Source organism: Clostridium sp. (assembly GCF_022482905.1).
Classification (GTDB): Bacteria; Bacillota; Clostridia; order Clostridiales; family Clostridiaceae; genus Clostridium_B.
Genome location: NZ_JAKVOI010000001.1, coordinates 3,285,505 through 3,311,408, shown reverse-complemented (window position 1 = coordinate 3,311,408; position 25,904 = coordinate 3,285,505). Strand labels below are relative to the sequence as shown.

23 protein-coding genes and 1 riboswitch are annotated in these 25,904 nt (G+C 33.9%); of the genes, 3 read left to right on the top strand and 20 right to left on the bottom strand.

All coding sequences use genetic code 11. The features are described 5' to 3' along the window. Positions 1–17: 17 nt before the first annotated feature. The 4 genes from LKE46_RS16475 to LKE46_RS16460 form a co-directional block, all read right to left on the bottom strand. Positions 18–1,034: a Gfo/Idh/MocA family protein gene (locus LKE46_RS16475; protein ID WP_291724904.1), complete on the bottom strand. Its 1,017-nt coding sequence runs from the start codon at positions 1,032–1,034 to the stop codon at positions 18–20. 42 nt (positions 1,035–1,076) lie between these two features. Continuing rightward, positions 1,077–1,973: a myo-inosose-2 dehydratase gene (gene iolE, locus LKE46_RS16470; protein ID WP_291724897.1), complete on the bottom strand. Its 897-nt coding sequence runs from the start codon at positions 1,971–1,973 to the stop codon at positions 1,077–1,079. 69 nt (positions 1,974–2,042) lie between these two features. Then, positions 2,043–2,918, bottom strand: a complete 876-nt coding sequence (locus tag LKE46_RS16465; protein ID WP_291724890.1) for a sugar phosphate isomerase/epimerase family protein — start codon at positions 2,916–2,918, stop codon at positions 2,043–2,045. A 200-nt stretch (positions 2,919–3,118) separates the two neighbouring features. Next, positions 3,119–3,955: an AraC family transcriptional regulator gene (locus LKE46_RS16460; protein WP_291724882.1), complete on the bottom strand. Its 837-nt coding sequence runs from the start codon at positions 3,953–3,955 to the stop codon at positions 3,119–3,121. A gap of 201 nt (positions 3,956–4,156) precedes the next feature. Here LKE46_RS16460 and LKE46_RS16455 point away from each other — a divergent pair, with 201 nt between their 5' ends. Together LKE46_RS16455 and LKE46_RS16450 are read left to right on the top strand one after the other, a co-directional pair. Beyond that, entirely contained in the window at positions 4,157–5,335 is a 1,179-nt protein-coding gene (locus LKE46_RS16455; protein WP_291724879.1) for a Gfo/Idh/MocA family protein, read from the top strand. 58 nt (positions 5,336–5,393) lie between these two features. Beyond that, the gene (locus tag LKE46_RS16450) at positions 5,394–6,335 is read left to right on the top strand and encodes a sugar phosphate isomerase/epimerase family protein (RefSeq protein ID WP_291724874.1); all 942 of its coding nucleotides are present in this window, start codon (positions 5,394–5,396) and stop codon (positions 6,333–6,335) included. A gap of 119 nt (positions 6,336–6,454) precedes the next feature. Here the strand turns inward: LKE46_RS16450 and LKE46_RS16445 are convergent, their stop codons facing one another. The 6 genes from LKE46_RS16445 to LKE46_RS16420 form a co-directional block, all read right to left on the bottom strand. Continuing rightward, positions 6,455–7,378 (bottom strand): TIM barrel protein, encoded by a 924-nt coding sequence (locus LKE46_RS16445; protein WP_291724871.1) that lies wholly within the window; start codon positions 7,376–7,378, stop codon positions 6,455–6,457. Positions 7,379–7,493: 115 nt separating this feature from the next. Further along, a complete protein-coding gene (gene iolD, locus LKE46_RS16440; RefSeq protein WP_291724868.1) occupies positions 7,494–9,434 on the bottom strand; it encodes a 3D-(3,5/4)-trihydroxycyclohexane-1,2-dione acylhydrolase (decyclizing) in 1,941 nt (646 codons plus the stop codon). A 15-nt stretch (positions 9,435–9,449) separates the two neighbouring features. Then, the gene (locus tag LKE46_RS16435) at positions 9,450–10,250 is read right to left on the bottom strand and encodes a 5-deoxy-glucuronate isomerase (protein WP_291724866.1); all 801 of its coding nucleotides are present in this window, start codon (positions 10,248–10,250) and stop codon (positions 9,450–9,452) included. Between the two features lie 19 nt (positions 10,251–10,269). After that, positions 10,270–11,286, bottom strand: a complete 1,017-nt coding sequence (iolC, locus tag LKE46_RS16430; RefSeq protein WP_291724863.1) for a 5-dehydro-2-deoxygluconokinase — start codon at positions 11,284–11,286, stop codon at positions 10,270–10,272. 13 nt (positions 11,287–11,299) lie between these two features. Then, positions 11,300–12,145, bottom strand: a complete 846-nt coding sequence (locus tag LKE46_RS16425) for a class II fructose-bisphosphate aldolase (protein ID WP_291725735.1) — start codon at positions 12,143–12,145, stop codon at positions 11,300–11,302. Between the two features lie 8 nt (positions 12,146–12,153). Next, positions 12,154–13,308, bottom strand: a complete 1,155-nt coding sequence (locus LKE46_RS16420; protein WP_291724860.1) for an iron-containing alcohol dehydrogenase — start codon at positions 13,306–13,308, stop codon at positions 12,154–12,156. Between the two features lie 290 nt (positions 13,309–13,598). Between LKE46_RS16420 and LKE46_RS16415 the strand changes: the two genes are divergently transcribed. Beyond that, entirely contained in the window at positions 13,599–14,381 is a 783-nt protein-coding gene (locus LKE46_RS16415; protein ID WP_291724857.1) for a DeoR/GlpR family DNA-binding transcription regulator, read from the top strand. A gap of 73 nt (positions 14,382–14,454) precedes the next feature. Here LKE46_RS16415 and LKE46_RS16410 read toward each other — a convergent pair whose 3' ends face one another. The 10 genes from LKE46_RS16410 to LKE46_RS16365 form a co-directional block, all read right to left on the bottom strand. Next, the gene (locus LKE46_RS16410) at positions 14,455–15,510 is read right to left on the bottom strand and encodes an NAD(P)-dependent alcohol dehydrogenase (RefSeq protein ID WP_291724854.1); all 1,056 of its coding nucleotides are present in this window, start codon (positions 15,508–15,510) and stop codon (positions 14,455–14,457) included. A 263-nt stretch (positions 15,511–15,773) separates the two neighbouring features. Beyond that, the gene (locus tag LKE46_RS16405; protein WP_291724851.1) at positions 15,774–17,666 is read right to left on the bottom strand and encodes a sigma-54-dependent Fis family transcriptional regulator; all 1,893 of its coding nucleotides are present in this window, start codon (positions 17,664–17,666) and stop codon (positions 15,774–15,776) included. Between the two features lie 132 nt (positions 17,667–17,798). Further along, positions 17,799–19,082, bottom strand: coding sequence for an O-acetylhomoserine aminocarboxypropyltransferase/cysteine synthase family protein (locus LKE46_RS16400; RefSeq protein WP_291724848.1), 1,284 nt, complete (start codon positions 19,080–19,082; stop codon positions 17,799–17,801). A gap of 197 nt (positions 19,083–19,279) precedes the next feature. Further along, a riboswitch (SAM riboswitch) is annotated at positions 19,280–19,384 on the bottom strand. 260 nt (positions 19,385–19,644) lie between these two features. After that, the gene (gene srlE / locus LKE46_RS16395; protein WP_291724845.1) at positions 19,645–20,652 is read right to left on the bottom strand and encodes a PTS glucitol/sorbitol transporter subunit IIB; all 1,008 of its coding nucleotides are present in this window, start codon (positions 20,650–20,652) and stop codon (positions 19,645–19,647) included. 43 nt (positions 20,653–20,695) lie between these two features. Next, positions 20,696–21,238 (bottom strand): PTS glucitol/sorbitol transporter subunit IIC, encoded by a 543-nt coding sequence (srlA, locus tag LKE46_RS16390; protein WP_291724840.1) that lies wholly within the window; start codon positions 21,236–21,238, stop codon positions 20,696–20,698. A 61-nt stretch (positions 21,239–21,299) separates the two neighbouring features. Then, entirely contained in the window at positions 21,300–22,142 is an 843-nt protein-coding gene (locus LKE46_RS16385) for an HAD-IIA family hydrolase (RefSeq protein WP_291724837.1), read from the bottom strand. A 1-nt stretch (position 22,143) separates the two neighbouring features. After that, on the bottom strand, positions 22,144–23,526 hold the full coding sequence (locus LKE46_RS16380) for a sn-glycerol-1-phosphate dehydrogenase (protein WP_291724834.1): 1,383 nt from the start codon (positions 23,524–23,526) through the stop codon (positions 22,144–22,146). A gap of 287 nt (positions 23,527–23,813) precedes the next feature. Then, positions 23,814–24,170, bottom strand: a complete 357-nt coding sequence (locus LKE46_RS16375) for a PTS glucitol/sorbitol transporter subunit IIA (protein WP_291724831.1) — start codon at positions 24,168–24,170, stop codon at positions 23,814–23,816. Between the two features lie 68 nt (positions 24,171–24,238). Then, on the bottom strand, positions 24,239–24,634 hold the full coding sequence (locus LKE46_RS16370) for a transcriptional regulator GutM (RefSeq protein ID WP_291724828.1): 396 nt from the start codon (positions 24,632–24,634) through the stop codon (positions 24,239–24,241). Positions 24,635–24,871: 237 nt separating this feature from the next. After that, positions 24,872–25,828 (bottom strand): sugar-binding transcriptional regulator, encoded by a 957-nt coding sequence (locus LKE46_RS16365; protein ID WP_291724825.1) that lies wholly within the window; start codon positions 25,826–25,828, stop codon positions 24,872–24,874. Positions 25,829–25,904: the final 76 nt, after the last annotated feature.

The following is a 25,904-nucleotide window of genomic DNA, read 5'->3' as shown; positions in this document are numbered from 1 at the left end:
ATACTTGCTTCTAAATCCTACAGCTTATCATAAAATTCAGGACGTGTTTTCATAACCACTGGAACTATTCCACGAGTTTGCTGAGCTCTAACACATGCATCTGCAGTCACCGCTGCTGCATAACCATCCCATGCTGAAGGACCAGTTAATTTATTATTATTAACTGAATTTATAAATCCCTGGATTTCAATATCATAAGCATCCTTGAATCTCTTTTTCCAGTCCATGAGAATTTCTACTGATTTTTTTGCCTTGCTCCTCATAAGTATACTAGCAGGCTCAGGCAAAAGAGCTATACCTGTTTCTCCAACTACTTCGCACTTAATATCATATCCATATTGACAGTTGACGAATGCTTCAACATCAATCCTTATACCTTTTTTAGTTTCCATCAGCACAATTTGCGGATCCTGTAGATGGCTTAGTGCATACTTAGTCTTTCTTGGATAAAGTACCTGAACTGAAACATAATCATCATCCAGAAGCCACCTTAGTATATCGATTTCATGAATTACAGTATCTGTAATTGCCATATCGGTAGTATATTTATCATCAACTTCAGGAGCATGATGTGCACAATGTACTATTAATGGTTGTCCAATATTGCCAGAATCAATTATGTCTTTCAATTGATTGTATCCCTTGTCATAATGTCTCATAAAACCTACTTGTACCAGTCTCTTGCCATATTTTACTTCAGCATCGACAATTCTCATGCAACCATCTGCTGTAGCAGCTAATGGTTTTTCACAAAAAACATATTTGCCAGCATCAATTGCCGCTAGAACAGATTCCTCATGTGCAGGTCCCCAGGATGTTACAATTACTGCATCGACATCTGGAGATTTAATAAGTTCATTTCCATTTTCATATATCTCGGCATTCAGGTTTTCAACTTTAACAACTTCTTTCGCATGATCCTTGTTTATATCAGTTACAGCCACAATTTCAGCCCCAGACAACACATTTGTTATTCGGTGAATATGCTCCTGTCCAATCGCACCTGTTCCAATAACACCTATTTTTAAAGTCATAATTTTTCCTCCCTGTATTTATATAAATATTTTTATAACTAACTAAAATCCTATTTTATCTGCTATATATTTTCTTCCTTTTAATGCATATTCAAAAGGATTTGCCTTGGCTGGATCTTGTTCCGCCTCGACTAACATCCATCCTTCATAATTATTTTCAGATAAAACTTTAAATATTGGTTCAAAATCTATAAATCCATCCCCGGGCACTGTAAATGCACCCAATCTGACTCCCTTCAAGAAACTTAGCTTGTCTTTTTTTACCTTCTGTGCTATCTCAGGTCGTATATCTTTCAAATGTACATGTTTTATTCTATTTGCATATTTCCTTGCTATTGCTACAGGATCTTCACTTGAATATACTAAATGACCAGTATCAAATAACAAGTACACCAATTTACCATCAGTCATATCCATAAGCTTGTTTATTTCATCTGTAGTCTGAACTACAGTCCCCATATGATGGTGGTAAACTAATTTCATATCCTTTTCTTCTGCAAGCTCTCCCAATTTGTTAAGACCATTTGCCAGTATCCTCCACTCTTCTTCATTCATATGATATTTACCCTCAAATATAGGAGTATCCATTTGCCCTTGTATACTGTGCCCCTGTTCTGAAACAACAATTACTTTAGCTCCCATAGCATGTAGAAAATCTCTATGTTCAATAAATGCCTTTTCCGTTTCCTCATATGGTTTAGTTGTTAAAAATGCACTAAACCATGCACTAGCTATTTGTAATCCTCTTAAATCGAGTGCTTTTTTCAAAGCTTTTATATCTTTGGGATACTTATTTCCCACTTCAGTACCTTTGAAGCCTGCTAATGCCATTTCACTTATAGCTTGTTCAAAAGTATTTTCCTTTCCTAAATCCGGCATATCATCATTGGTCCAGCCTATAGGACAGATTCCTATTTTAACTTTATCCTTACTAAACATTTATAACTCCTCCTAAATATTACAACAAATTCTAGTATTTTATATTAAATTTCACTTCAAATTTAATAATTAACTATTCAAGAGTTCTTTTGATATTCTATCTTTGGCCTCAAGTGCAAGCCTGGACATTCTTTCAGGATATCCAAAGAGAGAAACACAGGCAATAGTATCTTCTTTCTTTCCAAAATTCATTGAGCGAAGCTGTCTAAAAAAGGCATCAAAGTCAACTTCCCCTTCTCCTATCCCCAAATGTTGGTGAATTGTAGCGTTCACCCCAGGAGGATTTACAATATAACGGCAGTCCTTCGTATGGTTCATTGTATCAGCTACTATAACATGAGAAAGATCATCTCCTGCATATGCAAGCATTTTCCTTATATCACCAACACCATCATCATAAAAGAATGTATGTGCAGCGCAGTACAAATACTTTACATTGTCACTACGCAGAGATTTTACCATGTCAACGGTTTCATAGTTATTCTCGCAAAAATCATATGGATGTGACTGTATGTCTACTCTTATTCCTTCACGCTCTAGAATTGGAAGTAATTCTTCCATAGAACGATACCACATTTCCTCACAAATTTCCGGTTGATTAGGATCTCCGGAAAGCTCTGTATTAATAACGTTAACATCTAACTCAACAGCAATCTCAATAGCCCTTTTCCAATTTCGGACTGCCGCTTCACGGCGTTCTTCATCAGGACCTGACCAACGATAGATTGGAATCATGGAAGAAATCCTAACTCCTGTTTCCCGAAGTGCATCCTTATATTCTTTAATAATTTCTCTACTTGCTTTGGGATGTTTATAAAACGGTAAAATATGTGGGTGCGGGGATTGTTCAATATATTCAAAACCCCAGTCTGCAACCTGATGAACCATCTCCGCAACAGACATATTCTGCTTAAAAAGTACATCTGGATCAAATGCAATTTTCATAACTTGATACCTCCTGAATTATAAATTTGAATTATAAGTTTATTATATATAATTGTCATATCTGTTTGTTAAATTATGATTATTTTATGATTAAATATTATCACTTTCAGGTTATAAATGTCAATATGTTTTATCAAATATAAGCATAATATTTGCAATATATATTTCTAATTAATAAATTACTATACTTAAATCAGAAATTAAATATGAGTTTTGCGGAATTGTTTTGGAGAACAGCCTACTTTCTGTATAAATAAATTAATAAAGCTCCCTGTATTTTTATAACCTACACGAAAAGCAATCTCTTCAATTGAAAACGATGTAGTTTTCAATAATACTTTGGCTGTATCCAGACGAGTACTAATCACATATTCTATGGGAGAATAACCTGTTTCAGTTTTAAAAATATGAGAAAAGTAATAAGTGCTTAAATTTGTAATACTGGCAAGATCTTCAAGTAAAATTTTTCTGCCAACGTTATTGCGTATATAATTTACAGCTGTATTTACAGGCGAGCATTGAGTGTTGTCTTGATTTATTTTGATAGTCAAAGTACACAACATCTCATAAATAATCAGAGAAATTTCGGAAGATGATAAAACCTTACCACCTTCATATCCTTTTACTATTTGATATAGCAATTCACCAATAGTAACTATATTTTTCCCCTGAAATACAATTCCACGTTGATTCATAATATACTGACATAGGTCATGAGAATTCACTCCGTCAAAATGAATATATAGAAATTCCAGTCCATTTGAAGCACGATAATAATGTGGCTCCTGACAGTCAATTAATACTACATTTCCCTTTCCAGCTGTATAACAATGTTCCTTATATTCTAATATCAGCTCACCTTTTCGAACATATACCAATAATATATACGGGAAAAAATCACGCTTTATAAAATACTTCTGGGTACAAAAATAATGTCCACACCAGATTAGATAAAAATAAAACTTTTTTGCAGTTTGAGATGGGGTAAAGGAAAAACAAGAAGAATTGGATAGAACTCCAGGATCAATACTTTTCATATATATTCCTCCAAAGATTTATTTAGTATAAAATTATAAAATTATAAATATTTTCAAAAAAAGTATAATATAAAATGCCTAACATAACAAGATACATGAATAACACAGCAAGATACAATATTTACGTATTTTTATATCTAGATTACACTATAAGTGTCTTATTGAAAACGACAACAATAAATTATAGGAGGATGATTTCTTATGTTAAACGGAGAGAAAAAAATAGAAAGTCCCCTTCGTTGGGGAATGGTAGGTGGTGGTAGAACAGGAAATGTTGGATACAAGCATCGTCTAGGTGCTCTCAGAGATAATACAGCATTCCAGTTGTTAGCAGGTGCATTCGACATAGATCCATCTAGAGGCAAAGATTTTGGTACAAACCTTGGGGTTGATCCTAAACGATGCTATCCAGATTACAAAACAATGTTCGAGGAAGAAGTTAAACGTAAAGATGGCATTGAGGTGGTTTCTATTGCTACACCAAATGCAACACACTACGAAATTTGTAAGGCAGCTCTCAACGCTGGGTTACATGTAATCTGTGAAAAGCCATTATTTTTTGAAGTAGAACAGGGAGAAGAAATTAAAGCTCTTGCAGAGAAGAAAGGAAAAATTGTCGGAGTAACTTATGGATTTTCTGGCAGCCAATTATTGCTTCAAATGCGTTCCATGGTTCAAAATGGGAATCTAGGAGAAATTCACATGGTAGAGCTGCAATATACTCATGGTTTTGGATGTGACTTTGAAGCAGATAAAATTAACGAAGGTCAAAAATGGAGAGTAAATCCTAAAATAGCAGGCCCATCCTTCGTTTTGGGAGATCTTTCTACACACACCTATTATATGTCACAGTTAATTTGCCCAGACATGAAAATAAAACAAGTACTTTGTGACCGTCAAAGCTTTGTTAAAAGCCGCAAACCGTTAGAAGATAACGCATACTGTCTTATGAGATATAATAATGGTGCAGTAGGGAGAATGTGGGTATCAGCAGTAAATGCAGGCTGTATAGATGGTCATCGAATCCGTATTGTAGGATCTAAAGCCAGTGTAGAATTTAGAGATAACCAGCCAAATGAGTTATTATATGAAGTTCAGGGCAAACCAATTCAAAAACTTATTCGGGCAATGCCTTACCTTTATGATGAATGTAATGCTGATGAACGTTTAGGTGCACTTCATGCAGAAGGTCTTCCAGAATCATGGGCAAATATATACTTGAAATTTGCCATTGCTATTGATGCTAAAAAACATAATGATGAACAAACTTTAAAAAATTTAGTATATCCAGATATTGATGCTGGAATCAACGGCATTCGTTGGGTTCAAAACTGTGTTAAATCAGCTAATGCCGGGGGCATATGGGTAGATTTTAAATAACTTTGGAATAAATCATGGACATATTAATTAAAGCAATTTAAAATTTGGAGGTGTTCTTATGAAATTATCATATTGTACAGATAGTATGGGTAATCTTGCTTTTGCAGAAATGTTGGACAAAGTATCAGAATTCGGAATACACTATGTAGAAATGGCAACAGGCGGATGGTCTCCCGCACCGCATATAAATCTTGATGAGCTTCTTGAAAACGATTCATTGCGGGAAAAATTTACAGCGGCACTAAAAAAGAGGAATATTGAAATTTGTGCACTTAACTGTTCAGGTAATCCATTGGACCCTGGTGAACTTGGAAGACAACATAGATCCATTACAGAGAAGACTATGAAACTTGCCAAACTTCTTGGAGTCAAGAAAATTGTCATGATGAGCGGACTTCCAGCTGCCAGTCCCGAAGATAAAATACCTAATTGGATAACATACACTGTAAGCTGGCCTGAATCACTTCAAGATATTTTAGACTATCAGTGGAATGAAGTAGCAATTCCTTATTGGAAGGAACTTGTTAAAAAAGCTGAAGAGTGTGGTGTTGGAAAAATTGCATTAGAAAATTTCAGTTCCCAACTAGTGTACAATCCAGAGACCTTATTCAAATTACGTAATGCAGTTGGACCAATGGTGGGATTAAATTTAGATCCAAGTCATTTATTGTGGATGGGAGCAGATCCAATTGCCTCTGCAAGAGAACTTGGTGATGCTATTTATCATGTACATGGAAAAGACGTTAGAATGGAACGTGGAATCGTAGATACCAATGGCATTATGGAGACAAAAGTTGTTACTGATGTGGCATCGAGAGCATGGAATTACGTAGCAGTAGGCTGCGGACATGACCTTCAGTGGTGGAAGGAATTCTTTTCAGTTTTAAAGATGGTAGGTTATGATGGTCCTGTTTCACTTGAAATGGAAGATTTAACAATGTCTGTAGAAGCTGGAATTAAAACATCTGTTGATGCATTGAAGCAAACAATCAGCCAGTAAAATAGAATTATAACTTTTAATTATGATGACAGTCACAGATTACTCAAAAACAAGTATGGTGTTACAGAGCCAATTATTTGGTTCTGTAACGCCCTTAAAATCATAAGAAACAACTCCTTTTAATATCCTACACTTTTCAAATAATTGAAACTTTCTGATACATCGCCCAAACTTGTCCTTGAATTTCTAGGATCCCTCTCCTGTTCTATCGTAATCCAACCTTGATAATCAATTTTGCTTAAAAGTCTATTTATACTACTATAGTCAATAATCCCTTTTCCTATCGGGCACATTACCCCTTTAGCACAAGCATCAAAGAAATCTATTTTCTTATTCATCATTTGATCATATATTTTTTTATCAATATCTTTGAAGTGAATATAATCTAATCTATCTATATTGTTTCTAATCCATTCTACTGCATCCATACCTGAATAATAAAGATGACCTGTATCTAAACAAAGACCGGCAATATCATACGGAATATCGTTAAGCATCTGTTTTATTTCATCTTCAAATTCTATATATCCTCCTGCATGAGGGTGGACAACAGGTCTGACTCCATATTTTTTCCAGGCTAACTTCGAAATTGCTCTAATATTCTCTATCATTCCATACCATTTCTGTTTAGATAAACGGGGAGCTTTATTGTAATGTCCTGCTAAAAAACTGCGTTCCTTATGACCAAAATCCATAATAGTAAGATATGGTGTCTTAAAATGCTGCTTCTGTGATTTATAGTCACACGGAAGCTTAGTAATTAAACTGCATATATCATCAGTCATTTTCAGAAGCATATCTTTATTTTCTTGACTTACCAGATCATCAAATATAGTTCCTGCAATTACAGTAAGGCCATTTATTTCCAACTCTCTTTTCACTATATCTATATCTAAAGGAAGATACCCGTAGGGTCCTAATTCTATACCCTTATATCCTGCTTCTACAGCTTCTTTTAGTACAAGTTTCCAATCTGGAAGATATGGATTCTTAACATCATCTACGCCCCAACAACATGGACCGATTCCTATTCTAATACTCATATTAAAACCTCCCTATATAACAATAAAATTAATAGGTCACTATAGATACCAACAAAACATATGCTAAAGCCAAAGGAACTGCTGCAAATTTTTCACTTTGCAAAAGTCCCTTTAACTAATATTGACGTGCCTCACCAAGATTTTTCTTTATTACACTTTCATACACATCATGAATTCTCTTGCTCCTGGATACCTGAGCCAACCCTACTCTCCACCAGGAGCCATATTTATGGACCATGGTTTTTGGCAATACTTTTATGTCTATAAGTGTAGATAACTTTTGTTTTTTTGAATCTACTATTGCTTCTTTCAATTCCTCTATTGTCTTTACAATATAGGTCTTGCATCCATAGGAAGCCGCATTCATGGCAAAATTCATTGGGACAAGACCTCCATCCAGCTTTCCGGTTTTTGGATTCCTGAATCTGAATTCTGTTCCAAAACTGTTCATTCCATGTTCCATCTCAAGGTTGTTTATACATCCAAAAGCCATGTTGTCAAACAATACTACATTTATCTTTTTCCCTTCCTGAATAGAGGTTGGAAGTTCAGAATGGAGCATCATATAAGAACCATCTCCAACAAATGCATAAACTTCCCTGTCAGGTTCTGCAAGTTTTACACCCAGTGATGCATTTACTTCATATCCCATGCATGAAAATCCATATTCTACATGATAGGTATTGACACCCTTTGGTCTCCATATTCTCTGCAGATCTCCAGGCAAACTTCCTGATGCACCAACTACAATATCATCATTAGCAAGCATTTCATTAAAGACTCCTACAACTCTTGATTGTGTGAGGCATGAACCGGTTATTTCCCTGAACTCTTCAAATACTGACGGGTCAAGATGGTCCTGTATTTCAGGTACAAAATCCTTGCTTGTGTACTCTGTACTATATACTCTCTTTACTTCTGCATTCAGTTTATCCCTGGCTTCTTCTATTTCATTTTTGTATGAGGATTTATATTCAGTTTTTTCAAGTTCATTTGTCAAATCTTCCAATGCCGCTTTAGCATCGGCAACGACCTTAATCCCGTCCAACTTATAGGCATCAAATTCCGCTATATTTATATTGAGGAAACTGACTTCAGGATTTTGAAACAGCCATTTTGATGATGTTGTAAAATCCGTATATCTTGTACCAACACCAATTATAAGATCTGCTTTTTTGGCAATCATATTAGAAGCCAGACTTCCTGTTTCCCCTATTCCACCAAGATTCAATTTATGATCCCACACTATTGCACTTTTGCCGGCCTGAGTCTCTCCAAATGGTATGCTGAATTTTTCTGCAAAGTTTTTAAAGGCCTCTGCAGCTTCAGAATATTTTACTCCACCACCGCATACAAGCATAGGCTTCTTTTTCTTCAATATAAGTTCAACTGCATCTTTTATCATTTGTTTTGTTGCAGGTCTTCTTTCTATTCTGTGTACCCTTTTCTGAAAAAAATACTCTGGATAATCATATGCTTCACCTTCAACATCCTGAGGCAGAGCTATGGTAACCGCTCCTGTATTTTCAGGATCTGTTAAAACTCTCATTGCATTTATACAAGCTGTCATAAGCTGTTCAGGTCTTGAAATTCTATCCCAATATTTGCTTACAGCCTTAAAAGCATCATTTGTACTTATTGTAAGATTGTTGAATTGCTCCATCTGCTGCAGTACTGGATCAGGCTGTCTTGTAGCATATACATCCCCTGGGAGAAACAAAACGGGTATTCTGTTTGCGCTTGCTGTAGCAGCTGCTGTTACCATGTTTGCAGCACCAGGGCCAACCGATGATGTACATGCATATATCTGTTTTCTCAATTTTTGTTTTGCAAATCCTATGGCAGCATGGGACATTCCCTGCTCATTTCTGCCCTGATGTACTATTAAATCCCCAGGATCTTCCTCCAATGCCTGTCCAAGTCCTACTACATTTCCATGTCCGAAAATCGTAAATATTCCTTTGACGAATTTAGTTTCAATACCATCAAATTCAACATATTGATTGTCAAGAAATTTCACCAGTGCCTGTGCAACCGTAAGTCTTACTTTTTTCATACTTTAACCTCCCTCTCACTTTTCAGGCCATATTTTTACATCTTTTTCCCATAACCATTTATGTTCTTCAACATCAATTCTATCTGTCCAAGGGTTATCTTTAAGATGTCTTATCATCCAACAGTAATACATGGCATATCCAGGTGCTGAAGTCTGAGGATGAACATCTCCCCCATGAATGGCAACATAGCTGTTGTCCGATATTTTATGGGCATCATCTCCAGTAAGGCATAATCCCAAGCCCTGAGGTTTGTTGAATTTATAATAATAAACTTCCGGCTGCGGGTGATAATGTGGAGGATAACTTGACCACTTTCCAGGGAAAGTAATAACCTCACCCATTACCATATTGGAATAAGGAGCATTATGATAGTCAAATACAGTTCTGACGGTCCTTCTTGCAGTGTCATTCCATACTCCCTTGCCAAATATATCACTTTGGCAATCTTTTGGAGAATACAATTTTGAAGTAAAATCATTTCTGTTTTCAGCAGCCTGAAATATTATTTCACTTTCTTCCAGAGCCTTTACTGTTACTTTCACACCATGTGGAACATGAATACACCAGGGATTTTCATCAAATACTGAATGTCTCTCCATAATTTGTCTATTGCCCAGCCAGCCTACTTCAATTTTGCCCTTTAAAAGAAGAACAGCCATTTCCTTATTATTTTCTTCATAAAATTCTTCTGAATTTTTTTCGATCCTGTTTACTGAAATGTCCATAAGCATTTCTTTATGCGGGCCGTTTACTCCACATATTTTATTTTCACCAAATTTTAGAGAACCCAAATTACCAAATTCACTTAAACTCATATACTAATTCCTCCCAATCTTAATTTCTTGCCACCATTTCACCATATTCAGCTTTTTCTTTTTCTATAAATTTTTTTATTTCTTCAACTTTAGGCATTGCATCTGAACAGCTGTGGCTTGCAACAAGCATTGCAGCTGAAGCACTTCCAAACTCAAGAGCATCTATTATGTCCCATCCTTCAAGAAGTCCATATATGAAGGCTGACCCATAGGCATCCCCACCTCCAAAGGATTTCATCAGTTTAACAGGAAACGGCTTGATGCTGTATTTTTTCCCGTCTTCCGTATAGGCTGTAGATCCATCCTTGCCATGCTTTATAACAACTATCTTGTTTCCATATCCAATCCACCTGTCTGCTGTATCAATATCACTGCTGTTTTTTGCAACAAGACCTTCCATAAGGTCAAATTCTTCTCTGGAGCCTATCACCAGATCACTGTTTTTCCCCACCATGGAATAATAAATTGCTATTTCATCTTTATTTCTCCAATTATACTTTCTATAATCTATATCAAAGACTACAACTGTATTATGTTTTTTCGCATATTCCATCGCTTTAAGAGCAGCTTCTCTGGAAGGACTTTGGGCAAGAGCTGTCCCTGATATGGAAATTGCTTTTGCATTCTTGATATAGTTCTCGTCAATTTCATCTACATTCAGACTTAAATCTGCAATACTATTTCTATACATCAATATACTGCTTTCTGTAGGACTGAGTATTTCAGTAAAAGTAAGCCCTAGAGACTCACCATTTTTTGCCCTATAAATTTGTGAGGTATCTATACCTTCCCTTTTAAAATAGTCAATAATAAAGTCCCCAAATCTATCATCTGATACTTTGCCTATAAATCCAACTTTTTTCCCAAGTCTGGCAAGCCCTACAGCTACATTTGCAGGAGATCCTCCAAGGTATTTCTTGAAAGTTACACTTTCCGCCAAAGTTCTGTTTATTTCTACCGGATTTAAATCTATAGTTGCCCTTCCCAAAGGTACAACATCAAATTTTCTGCTATTGTCAAATTCAATATACTGCATTTTATCTCTCCCCCTAGGCTTTATTATTGCTTCCGAAAATTTTTATATGCTTTCTAACATTCAAATATGCACCTTCTATTTCAGCTTCATGGAGCCTGAAATAGTCTATATACTCCTCTTTTCTACATAATGCTTCTACCTTCTGAACAACCGACATAAACGTAGCAGTAGCTATATTTATTTTCCTCATTCCATATGAAACACACTTTCTAAAATCATCATCGCTTATACCGGATCCTCCATGTAAAACAAGGGGGACATCAACTTCTTTATTGACATTTTCCAACACATCAAAATTCAAATTTGGTGAGCCTTTATAAACACCATGGGCATTCCCTATGCCGATTGCAAGTGCGTCAACATTCGTTTCTCTATAGAACTCACATGCCTCGCCTGTATCTGTATACATTGAGGATATATTTTCCGAACCATCTTCGCTGCCTCCAACTCTACCAATTTCAGCTTCTACTGAAGCACCGTATTTTTGAGCTTTTTTTATAACACTTTTAGTTAAATCAATATTTTTGTCCAGAGGATATCTGGAGCCATCTATCATAACAGAGGTAAATCCCAAATCAAGTGCCTCATCTATACAATTCATAGTCAAACCATGATCCAGATGCACTGCTATGGGAACTTTTGCTTTTTTAGCTGCAGCCATCATTACAGGACCTATCATATACAGCGGTGAATGCTTCAGCCTGCTTTCTGCAATCTGCAATATTATAGGTGATTTCAATTCTTCTGCAGCCTTGACGGCTCCTATTATCATTTCCATATTTGCAATACTAAAAGCACCTACCGCATACTTTCCACTTTCAGCTTCAGCCAGTAATTCTCTTAATCTCGTCAGTGCCATACCTTCACCTACTTCCATAGTCCTTTATATATTTCTATTATATTTTCCCTTTTGACTTCTCTTCTTGTGTTTTGAGGGCTTCCACTTTGAAGTGCATCTTCCGCCATCTTGTCCAAATTTCCAAGAAAAATATTTTTTTCAATTCCAAATTCTCGTAATGTCTGTACATTTAAACTTGTACAAAGATTTCTAACCGCCTGTATGAATGCCTCTCCTGCCTGTATATCACTCATATTTTCTTCATATACTCCGATTGTCTTGGCCAGATCACAAAATCTATCAGATGCACCAGGCAAAATAAACTCAAGACAATCTGTTAAAAGCATTGCATTTGATAATCCATGAGGTACATGAAACAATGCACCTATAGGCCTGCTCATACCATGTACTATGGTAACAGAGGAATTGTTAAATGCTACTCCCGCTTGAAGTGCAGCTATAGACATTTCTGTTCTTGCTTTGACATTTTCGCCATTATCATAAGCTTCCAGCAAATTGGCAAATATTTTTTTGACTGCAGATAGAGAAAATATTTCTGACATAGGTTGGACAAGTTTTGATGTATAGGACTCTATAGCATGTGTCAATGCATCCAAACCCGTAGAAGAAGTAACACTTTTTGGTGATGTAATTGTAAAAACAGGATCTATTACTGCAATATTTGGTATTAGATAAGATCCTTTTAATAACATTTTTATATTCCTTTTAGTATCCGTTATTATAGTAAACTGAGTTGCCTCCGATCCAGTTCCAGCTGTAGTTGGTATTGCGACCAGTGGAGGAGTTTCTCTTTCAATTACCTTTCCAAGATAATCATTTATCTCTCCTGAATTCGTTATCATGGCTCCTATAGCTTTCATTGTGTCAATAGGACTTCCACCACCCAGTGCTATTAAAAAATCACAGTTGTCATCTTTGTACTGCCTGATTCCATTATTGACCATAATATCTGTAGGTTCTCCATTGACTTCGTGATAAATGGAATAATTTACTCCCAACTTATCCAATAAATTAGTAACATTGTTTATGCTCTTCAATTTAATCATTACATCATCTGTAACTATAAGTGCCTTCTTACCTAACAGTTTTATATTTCCACCAGCTTTATTCAAAGATCCCTGACCTGTGAAAACATATCTTGGCATTAAAAATAAATTACTCAAAGCTTCACCTTCTTAATATTTTTTGATTATATATTTATTATATTATAATTATCTTTTGGTTATATATTATCACTTATACTATATATATGTCAATATATTTGCTTAACAATATTGTAATATTATTTTTTGCATATTTTTTGATTATATCATTGTAAATATTTGAATTCTTATATATAATTATATATAAGAACACAGTGAATATACTAATATAACTAAAACTTATAAATAATTGCAATCTATTATTTTATGATACGAACATATTAGTTGTATTTTAACGTGGGGAGGCAATTATGAAATTAAAAAGGATACAAAAAATAGAAGAATATATACTGGACAACAATACTGTAACATTGGATAAATTAGCTGATGTATTTAATGTTTCCAAAAATACAATTAGAAGAGATATAAATGAACTGGTTGAAAAGGGTACGATAAAGAAGGTATATGGAGGTGTATCAGTAAATTCAAATCCACTAGTTCCTTTTGATAAAAGGCAGATAAAGAATATCTATTCAAAATCTCTAATAGCTGAGGAAGCGGCTAAACTGATTGAAGATGGAGATATAATATTTGTAGACTCTGGAACAACTACATTGAATCTTGCAGATTTTCTTAAGGATAAAAAAAATATAACAATAATAACCAATAATCTCAACTTTATCAACAAATGCATCAAATATAATAATTTAAATATAATTTCTACAGGAGGCAGCCTAGTAAGAAAGACAAATTCACTTGTAGGTACGGATACGTTGAATATGATAAAAAAATATAATATAAATAAAGCCTTTATGGCTTCTACAGGAATATCTTTAGCAAGCGGCGTTACAAATGGTTCTCCACAGGAGTGTGAGATAAAAAAACTTGTAGTAAGTAAGAGCAACTTAGTATATGTATTGATAGATCATTCAAAATTTGGAATTTCTTCTTTAATGACTTACTGTTCAATGGAAGATATAGATTATCTGATAACCGATAAAAAACCACCAGAGGAATATATACAATTTATCAAAAGAAACAATGTGAATTTAATAATAGCACAAAATGATAAATGTCTATATGCACAGGGTTAGTTTTTCCTATATGCCATAGAAACAAATTGCCAATAGATTCATTTTACTGAAATCTATTGGCAATTCATTTTATCTAGTCTATGACAACAACAGGTTTTATCAGGTCCCGAGGTTTATTCTTCATTAGAAGAAGAGACTCCTCAATATGATCAAATCCATGATACACATGGGTAACTAATTTTGCCGGATCAAGGCGATTATATTTTACAAGGTCTATAAGTCTTTCCATTCTGAGCCTTCCTCCAGGACATAATCCTCCCTTAATGGTTTTATGTGCCATACCACATCCCCACTCTTCCCTTGGTATTTCGAGATTTCCGCTTCCATGATAATTTACATTCGATACTACTCCGCCCGGTTTAAGTATTTTTATTGCCTGAGCCAATGTATCAGTTCCTCCTCCTGCCATTATTATGCGGTCTACACCTTTTCCATCCGTAAGTTCAAATATTTGTTTGACTATGTCTCCGTTCTTATAATTTACAATATCGTTAACCCCATAAAACTTTGCAGCCTCAACACATACGGGTCTGCTGCCAACCCCTATTATCCTTCCTGCACCATGCAGTTTCGCACCGGCAATTGCCATAAGTCCTACCGCTCCAATTCCTATGACAACAACACTTGATCCCGTTTCAATATCAGCAAGTTCTGATCCATGAAATCCAGTTGTAACCATATCACTTATCATTACGGCAACTTCAACTGGAATTTCATCAGGTAAATATGCCAGATTCATATCAGCATCATTTACATGAAAATATTCTGCAAAAACTCCATCCTTAAAATTTGAAAATTTCCATCCGGCCAGCATTCCATTCGAATGTTGCGGAAATCCTCTTTGTACATCTATCGAACGCCAATCGGGAGTTATTGCAGGTACAACTACTTTATCTCCTACCTTAAAATCCTTGACTTCACTGCCTACCTCAACAACTTGCCCAACTGCCTCATGCCCTAATATCATGTCATTTCTTTCTCCAAGAGCTCCTTCAAATACAGTATGTATATCTGAAGTGCACGGCGATACAGCAAGTGGATGGATCAAGGCATCAAATGGTCCTATTTCCGGTTTCTTTTTTTCAATCCACCCCACCTTGTTTACTCCAATCATTGCAAAACCTTTCACAAATATTCCTCCTTATACAATTATTAAAAAGCAGATTAATATACCAGTTGTTATTAAATTAACACTTGATTACAATTTATTAGTAAGAGCAATATTCATGCCACATTATATGATCTCCCTCATATACTGAAACTCCGTTGTTTTTTGCAATTGGCTTATAATTAGCGTATAAAAAAACAACAGTTTTAAAAAGCAATCTGTTGTTTTTTTATACATTGTCCATTATTTATACAATTATATCATTACTGATAATCAACATAAATTTAAATCTTGATATCATATTTGTTTATTTTATTGTACAAAGTAGTTCTATTTATTCCAAGAATCTTAGACGCCCTGGATAAATTACCGCTGCATTTTTTTATGCAGTCTATAATAGCTACTTTCTCCCACTGGTTTAACGAGCACATGTTGTATTCATACTTTAATTTAGTATTTTCATAATTATTGTTTGAGATATGTTTATCAAAATCAAAGGATGTTTTTCCATTCATATTTACTATATTCTCAATACAATTTTCAAGTTCTCTAACATTTCCAGGCCAATCATAATTCAGCAATTTACTATATAAAGAGGGTTTTATACATGGTGTCTCTTTTTTTAATTTAGAAGATTTCAATTTCAGAAAATAATCTATAAGCAATTTTATATCTCCTTCTCGTTCCTTCAATGGTGGCACATGAATTGGTATAACACATAATCTATAATATAAATCTTCTCTGAAGTTTCCTTCCGCTATTTCCTCTTTTAAGTTTTTATTTGTAGCTGCAATTATTCTAACATTTATTTTTATATATCTGCTTCCACCTATTCTCATAATGCACCCCTCCTGTAAAACTCTAAGTAAATTAATCTGCATATCCAGAGGCATTTCACCTATTTCATCCAAAAATATAGTACCATTGTTTGCAAGTTCAAACTTACCGAGCTGTCCACCTTTTTTTGCTCCTGTAAAAGTTCCCTCTTCATATCCAAATAATTCACTCTCAATTAGATTCTTTGGTATGGCTCCACAATTTATCGCTATAAATCCATAATTTCTCCTTGAACTGTCATTATGAATAGCCTGGGCAATCAACTCCTTGCCAGTTCCGCTTTCTCCTTCTATTAAGACAGTGGATGGACTATCTGAAATACTCTTAGCATATCTTTTCATCCTTGTAACAGCACTGCTTTTGCCAATTATATCCGAAAAACTGTATTTTGCTCGCATACCAGTATACTTATTTACCATATTGTAAACCTTCTGTATATCCTTGAGCATTACGATTATAGAGAGTATTCTGTTATTTTTATCTTTTATTGGAGAAACATTTAAATTAAAATTTTTTTTATTTAAATACACGGTGTAGTCATTATTTTCATATTTATAATTATCCATCTGCTCATATATATGCTCCCAGTTTTCTATTAGATTTGATATATTGCTGCTTATTACAGAATCTTTATTCACTTGAAGCATTTTGCAGGCTACAACATTTATTGATTTTATCTTCCCATAAGAATCTACAGTCAGGATGCCCACATCCATCGAATTTATTATAGTATCAAGATATTGATATGCTTCAAACAATTTATTTTGGGACTTTTCCATCTCTATATAATTTTCTATTGATTTTACGGCAGCTACTACAAGTCCCAGTGTATGCGGATGCACCAATTGATACTTACCTGTTAAATTAAGACATCCAATCACATTTCCGTATTTATCATGTATAGTATCTGCAGAGCATGTCCAAATATGATATGCATTCAAATAATGCTGTTTCTCCGCCATCTGCATAGGTTGATCCATATATATGGATGTTCCAATCGCATTTGTACCTGTACTTTTTTCACTCATATCCGAGCCTTCTATCATCTTCATCTTTTTGGCTTCTTCTATCACATCTCTATCACCAATAGCTATCAATATAACTCCGTCCTTATCAGTAAGATCGAGGAAAAAGCCCGAACCTCTTAGAAAATCATATAATATTTCCATAAATGGCCTGGCAACTTTTATGACTTCATAATTTTTTTTACATAATCTTTGAAACTCCAAACCTTTCACGATTTTCAGCGGAAAAACCCTTCCCTTTGGAATTTTGTACTCGTTTTCACATCTTAAATGTGACTGTCTTATTATATTGCTAATCTCCGATAGATTAAACATGCCGCTTCCTCCAAAATAATATATTTAAACATATTATACCATTCTATAAAATCATCAAAATAAAAAATCAAGTTTCTTCAACAATTATATCAAAGAAACTTGATTTTCATATTTTATATTAATTTCACAATATCAAATTTTGGCAAGAGCCTGATCCAAATCGTATATAATATCATCAATATTCTCTACACCTATTGAGAGCCTTATAAGATCTGGAGTTATCCCGGCAGCTTTTTGCTGTTCTTCATTTAATTCTGCATGTGTTGTACTGGAAGGATGTATTACAAGAGATTTGGCATCTGCTACATTTGCAAGCAATGAAAATAATTTAACACTATTTATAAACTTCTTTCCTGCTTCAAGTCCTCCCTTTATTCCAAATGTGAATATAGAACCTGCTCCTTTTGGAAAATATTTTTTTGCCAGATCATGATACGGACTGCTTTCAAGTTCAGGATAGTTTACCCATGAAACCTTTGGATGCTTAGTTAAAAACTCAACTACTTTTCTTGTATTTTCTACATGTCTTTCAACCCTGAGTGAAAGTGATTCCAATCCTAAAAGGAAATAAAATGCACTTTGCGGGCTTAATGTTGCCCCTGTATTTCTAAGAAGCTGAACCCTGGCTTTTAAAGCAAAGGCAATTGGTCCCTGATCTGCGTAAACAAGACCGTTATAACTTTCATCAGGTGTAGTGAAGTCAGGGAATTTTCCACTTGCTGCCCAGTCAAATTTTCCTCCGTCTACTATAACTCCACCAATGGTTGTCCCATGGCCACCAATGAATTTTGTTGCTGAATGTACAACTACATCTGCACCATATTCTATTGGTCTTACAAGATATGGAGTACCAAAAGTATTATCTATTATAAGAGGTATTTTGTTTTCATGTGCTATATTTGCTACAGCTTCTATATCCAATACATTAATCTTTGGATTTCCTAATGTCTCGGCATAAACTGCCTTTGTTCTGTCTGTAATAGCCTTTCTAATATTTTCAGGATCATCAGGATCTACAAACGTTACGTCAATTCCTAATTTCTTTAATGTTACTGAAAACAATTCATATGTGCCCCCATAAAGAGTGCTTGCTGAAACTATATTATCCCCTGAATTTGCCACATTTAGTATTGAATATAATATTGCTGAAAGTCCTGATGAAGTTGCAAGTCCTGCACTTCCACCTTCAAGTGCTGCTACTCTCTGTTCAAATACATCCTGTGTTGGATTCATTATTCTGGCATAAACATTTCCTGGTTTTTTAAGTTGGAAAAAGTCTGCTGCTTCATCTGCATCTTTAAAAACAAAAGACGTAGTCTGATAAATTGGAACAGCTCTTGCTCCCGTTGTTGGGTCTGGTACTTGTCCTGCATGTACCTGTAATGTTTCAAATCCTAATTTTCTCTCTTCACTCATTTTTATCGCTCCTAACATTTATATATTAAAATTTTTTACAATAACAATTTATTACTTTAATTATCTGCAACAGCAATTGCACGTTATCTTCACTATAATCACATCCAATCTAAAATTTAATATTTTATTATGTCATTCCTTTAAAAACTAAAAAAACTTCTTACAGAGAAACTGTAAGAAGTCAAAATTCTTAGTATCTCTCATCTCTCAGGTTTTACCTGCTGGAATTAGCACCGTTGAACAAAATTCATTCAGGTTGCCGGGCATCATAGGGCCAGTCCCTCTGCCTCTCTTGATAAGAAGTTAAATATTCAATTGATTTACATATACTATATAATCTTTTAATAAACTTGTCAATACCTAAAATCGAAAATTTTCATAATTATTTATCATATCAATTCTTTCTTTGTGTCTGCCTCCTTAAAACTTAGCATTATACCATTCATCAAATAACATTACGGCAAGTCCATCTCCAATAACTCTTCCACCCATACATATTACATAGAAACATTGTGCATTTTAGTATATCTCGCTGAAAAAACGTTTTCTACCAAAGCTGCATTTATTCATACAAACCAACTCCTACAAAATAAGCTATTATAACAGATAGAGGTCCTGTTACAACTCTTGAGAATAGAACTGCCGGAACCCCCACTTCCACTGTTTCAGGTTCCGCTTCTGCAAGGCTCAATCCAACAGGTATGAAATCACATCCTACCTGTGCATCTATTGCAAACAATGCTGGAAGTGCAAAATGCGGTGGTATATGTCCTTTGCCTATTTCCGTTCCTACAAGAACTCCCACTACCTGAGCCACAACTGCTCCAGGTCCGAGTATAGGTGAAAGTATGGGCAGTGTACAGATAATTGACACTATGATCAGCCCTACAAGAGAACCTGCTGCCGGTGAGATTGCCTTTGCAATAATATTTCCTATACCTGTCTTGTTTATAATTCCAATTATCATACATACGAAAGCCATGAATGGAAGTATGTTTTTTATTATTGAATCAATCGTCTCTCTTCCTGCTTCATAGAACTTTCCTATTACATCTCCAACACCTTTCCCAAGCCTTACTATAAAATTCTCTTTCTTCTTTGGTGCCGCTTCAACAGCTGCCGCCACACTTTTCTTTGCCTTATCATCAGGAATATTTGTTTTTGCTTTTTCCACTTCTGGAGCTGATGATACCGGTGAATTGCCCTCATGGATGGAAATACAGGATTCATTTACATCAGATACATACAGCTGCTCCGTCATAAATTTTGCAAGAGGACCTGACTGTCCAACAGATTTTACATTTATAGTAAGTATACCTTTTTTTGGATAAACTCCGCATCTTGCAGTACCTCCACAATCTATGACAACTGCAGCTATCTCCGCATCAGGAACTCCAGTAGCAAATCCATTTACCAGTTCTGCATTGGTCATTTGGGCAAGCTTATATGCTACAGGATGCATGTCCTGTCCCGTTACACATACAATTTTATTCCTTTTTCCTTCCGGTTTTATATAGAGAGGTCCTCCCCAGCCACTTCTTCCTTTTTCAACTTTTACTGTATTATACATGATAACCCTCCTATTTTTATGGATTCATACAATTTTATTAATTTCATGCCAGCTCAGCCTTTTCTCTTTCTTTCTTATTGAGAAGGTAGAATGTAATTCTCTCTGTAAGTATGCCCTTGATCAATATAACTATAATGCCGGCTAGAAAATACCTCACTGCAAGTTCACCTACAGGCAGTCCAAGTTTTGTTATTCCCTGTGCTATACCCATGTATACAAACAATTCGGCAGGATTTGCATGCGGAAATAGTCCTGTAATTGCATGGCAGAAAGAAATAGTTGAATCATAATAAGCAGGTTTGTACTTTTCATCTAAAAATTGTCCAAAAGTCTGCGCCATAGGATTTGTCAAAAAGAAAGTAGCTATAATAGGGAATATCGTGTATCTTGTTATGAGATATTTGGATGAAGCTTTTGCCAAATTGTTGACTTTTTCTTCACCTATTATTTTGATGAGAGAGTTGACAGCTGTGATGAGTACAACTAGTGTTGGCAATATTCCGGTAACCATCCCGGTAAAGCTTTTTCCTCCTTCTTGAAACAGTCCTATAAATCCCTGCGCAGCATTTGCTAAAGTAGTTAACATAATTCAAACCCCCAATTCTTTTTTATATATAATGAATATTAATCCATCATTATCATTTAATTCAGAATATTTTTTCTAAAGTGTCTTTTAAATCTTTTAATGAATTAAATATTAATCTTGGCTGTATGTCAGAATCCTTTAAATCCTCTAGTTTGGTCTCTCCTGTCAATACAAGAATACTTATCAGATCATTTCCTCTAGCAATTGCAATATCTGTATATAATCTATCTCCTATCATCGCTATTTCGCTTTCCCTCAAACCTGTATAATTCAATATATACTCTAGAGTATGATGTGTTGGTTTTCCGAAAAATTCCGGTAAAACTCCCGTTGATGCTGTAATCATCTTGCAAATTGAACCACAATCCGGTATAAAGCCATTTTCAGTTGGACAATTGAAATCTGGATTTACTCCTAAAAATATTGCTCCATTTCTTATAAAATCACACGCTTTTGAAACATTTTCATAACATAAGGATGTATCAAACCCTACTGCTACAACATCAGCATCTTTTTCCACGATATTGATTCCTGCTTTTATAAAATCTTCTTTCAAGTATTTGTTGCCTAAAACAAATACTTTTTTATTGGGTAACGTTTTCTTTATATACTGTATAATAACATGGTTAGAAATAAGCATCATATCTTCTGTTATCGGATAACCCATTTTTGTAATTTTATCAACATAAATCTGTGCGTTTTTAGATGAATTGTTGGTAAAAAATTTAAACTTGATATTATATTTTTGGAGAGTTCTAAAAAATTCTATAGAACCCTCTAAAATTTTATCTCCCAAATAAACAGTACCATCTAAATCCATAACATAACACTTGACATTTTCAAGTATCTTTTTCACTTCATCTTTATTCTTAAATGCAGACTCTCTTTTGCTTAAATCATACATATTATTTCTCCTCTTTTAAATAATTCATAATCTCGTGTGCAAATTTCTCCAGCAGTCCAAAATCTCCTAAAAGCTGTAAAACAGTATACCTTATTCTAACTTCCTTTGCCATTAACACACTGTTAAAAACTATTTTGTCACTTATACCTACTTCATTAGGTAATGCAGGTGCACCTGCTCTCCTTAAAATTGACTTTATTTCCTCGGAGGAAGGTGTGTCTTTCATACTTTCTATAACTTCATCAAGTTTTTTTCTTATTACACCAACTCTTTTCAATCTTGTCGCAGTAGAGTTTGTCCCTTCTTTTTTACTTACAGCTATAATTTCCGGAGCAGCTTTTTCATATAATTTAGTAACTTCTGATTCCCATTCCTTTTCATCAAAAGAACCTATGTTATCTACAGCTTTATCAAAATTCAATTTTTCCTCTTCTAATAATTCTCTTAATTTTGTAATTAAAACTGTAGAAATTCCCACTTTTGTTCCATGAAATAAGGCCTTTTTTCCCTGGAATAGAAACATCAATTCCCAATAATGCGACATATGATGTTCGGCTCCAGAAGCCGGTCTTGAATTACCTATATAGCTCATGGCAATTCCTGTAAGCAGCAAACTTTCCATTAAATTCTTTATTGCACTGTCTTCTCTCTTTTTTATTCCATCTGTACTTCCAACACATTTATTCAATGAATCTTTTACCATCTTTACAACAACATCACAATAGTATTCATCATTTACTATTTTGCTTAATTTCCAATCACACAGAGCAGAATATTTCCCTATTATGTCTCCAAAACCGGCCAGAATCATATCCATAGGGGCTTCTTTTAAAATGTCTATATCTCCAACAACAGCTTTCGGAGGTTGCGATACAAATGTACTTTTAAGATCATCTACTATAAGTGAAGAACCATCTGATATAAATCCATCCATTGAAGGTGCTGTAGCTACAATAATACAATCAATACCAAGCCTGTAACTTACAAATTTGGATAGATCATTTAATACTCCTGAACCTACTGCAAGAATTAAATCCATACCTTTCTCAACCTTGGTAAAAAGACTGCCTATGGCATTTTCATCCGGAACCAGCAATTCATCCTTCTTCGTTCTATATATGAATCTTTTATAATTTATTTTCTCTTGATCCAAAATAGTTTCTACATTTTTCCCTGCAACTTTATAAGTATTAGTATCTGCTATCATCAATATATTTTTAAATTCTAATTTTTTTAATAAATCAGGTATTTTCTTAATAGCACTATTTTCAATTATCATACTTTTTACATTACATTCATGATTTTTTCCACATTCACATTCTAGTTTTCCACCTAGAAGATCATCAATTGTTAAGTTTTTAATGTTATTTACGCTTAATTTCATATCTAACACCCCTTTTTGATATTCACAACATGTCCATTTGCATAGATTCTGATTTTGTTAAGCTAAATTTTATACTATTTTATTGTTTGCTTACTTTTTTACTCCTTTCTATATGAGTTTTGTCTACTTACCTTTTATTTAATAATACTAACATATCATATTTTATTCAAATTGATTGTTTATTTCTTTTCTTAAATATTGTATACCTTTTCTTAAATATGCTCTCAATTTCTTTTATTTTTACTATTTATCGTTTTTTTTCGTATTGCTAAGGAGTGTACTAACTACTATACAAATGCAATAATATCACCAACGTTTACATCAGGAGAAGATGAACCCTTCAATGCAATTTGACCTGGTAAGTCAACTTCTTCATCTTCTGAAAACTTAAGTGTACAATGTCCCATTTCCTTCAAGGTATGTATGGCTTCATCACCTATTGAAGTTATTATATAAGTTTGATTTCCTAATATAAGTTTATCCCCAACAGCTATATTTTCTTTAAAGTTTTCAATAGTATGCAATATAGAAATTTCGGCCAATTCAGCTGGAGCATTATCATTAAAAATAACAAGACTATTACATGCTTCAAATAATTCAAACGCAGAATCCCCTATACCAGTAACTTTAGCTTTATATTTCACAAAACATTCCTCCTAAAATATTTAAACTTAATCCATAATTATTAAAACCTTTTCATAAATATAAAAACTTATTTTATATTTTCAATTTCATTAATATTGCTGCTTTTTTTCGATAATACATCTTCTATTCGTTCAATTGCATCTAAAAAAGCTTTATTTCTTTTTTGTAAAATCACTTTATTCTTTAACTCTAAAATATCTTGTCCTTCAATTCCATCAATTACTTTAAACCTTGCAAAAATAGTATAACCTCTCATTTGCTCGCCTTCAATAATCCTACCTTTGTTGTCACTCACAAGTATTACTATAGTTCCAGCCTTTATTCTACCTTTCTTGACTCCTATTCCTATTATTCCCTTCCCTCGAAGTTTTCTAACAACGTCCCTATAACTTTTGGCTTGGAAGTGTGCCATAAAAGTCTGTATTAACATCAAGCCTATAATTATACAAATAAACTTAAACATAATTTATCCCCCCTTTATAGAAAATCTACTTATATTTAAATTCTTATGACTTTTATTTAATAATACATTCTTTTTATTTAATATACAAACCTAGTATATTAAATTATTAAATGATTAATTCCACTTCAAATTGTTTTTTCTTTTATTTTCTTTTATTTTCTTTTTATTGTATTTCGTCTTCTTTTTTATAATAGAATAATTTATAATACTAATAAATAAAACTTTAATAGTATATTTTCATATTGTATTTTCATAAATAATCTTTGCAGTACTGTAGTCAGTAATCAGTACATCTAAAAAATTGCCCTTTAGCGCTCCCTTAATAGCTTGAACTTTATCATTTCCGCATGCAACTCCTATGACAGTTTTAATATTTCTAATATCCTCCAATGTAATTCCTACAACTCGTTTATTAAATTGAAAGTTTTTAAATTCACCATTTATATTATAAAATTGCAGGCATATATCTCCTACTGCCCCTTCTTTTTTAAATTTTCTTATATCTTCTATATCAAAATATCCGCTTTTCATCATAGTAGACCTTTTTATTACTGGAGAACCAATTCCAACAACTGCAATATCCACACTTTTTCCTATCATCAATATTTCATTTATACTCTTCTCTTTTATGAAATTATCCCTTATATCAGCATTTGATACCACTGCAGGGACATGCAGCAATTTAAATTCACCATTATATGCCCTAGCCAGGTCCATAACTATCTGATTAGGGTGGATATCAATTTGAATCTGTCCGATTCCTCCTACAAGAGGTATAAATTGTAACTGCAATCTTTGATTTTGAGTAATGTATTTTGAAATGTTTTTTATTGTTGTTCCCATTGAGACACCTATTTTATTATCTTTTTTTACAATACGCTGCAAGTATTGTGCAGCAGCTTTGGCAGCAACTTTTTTTTGTATATTCTCATCATCATTATCATCAACTATAATAGTTTCCCTGATATTATACTTTTTTTCTATATCTCTCTCTAAATCTTCATAATTATTTTTTAAAGGATTTAATATTTCAATTTTTACTATTCCCTGCTTTCTACCTTCATCAAGCAATCTGGATACTGTAGGTCTTGAAATTCCTAGATTTTTACTTATTTCATCCTGAGTCAGTGAATCCTCATAATATAATTTACAGCATTTAATTATTAAACTTGTTGTACCTACAATTTTTCTCATAATAGCACTCAATCTCCTCTCAATATTATCATTTTTCACAAGTTGAACATTTGATAACATATTGAATTATACCATC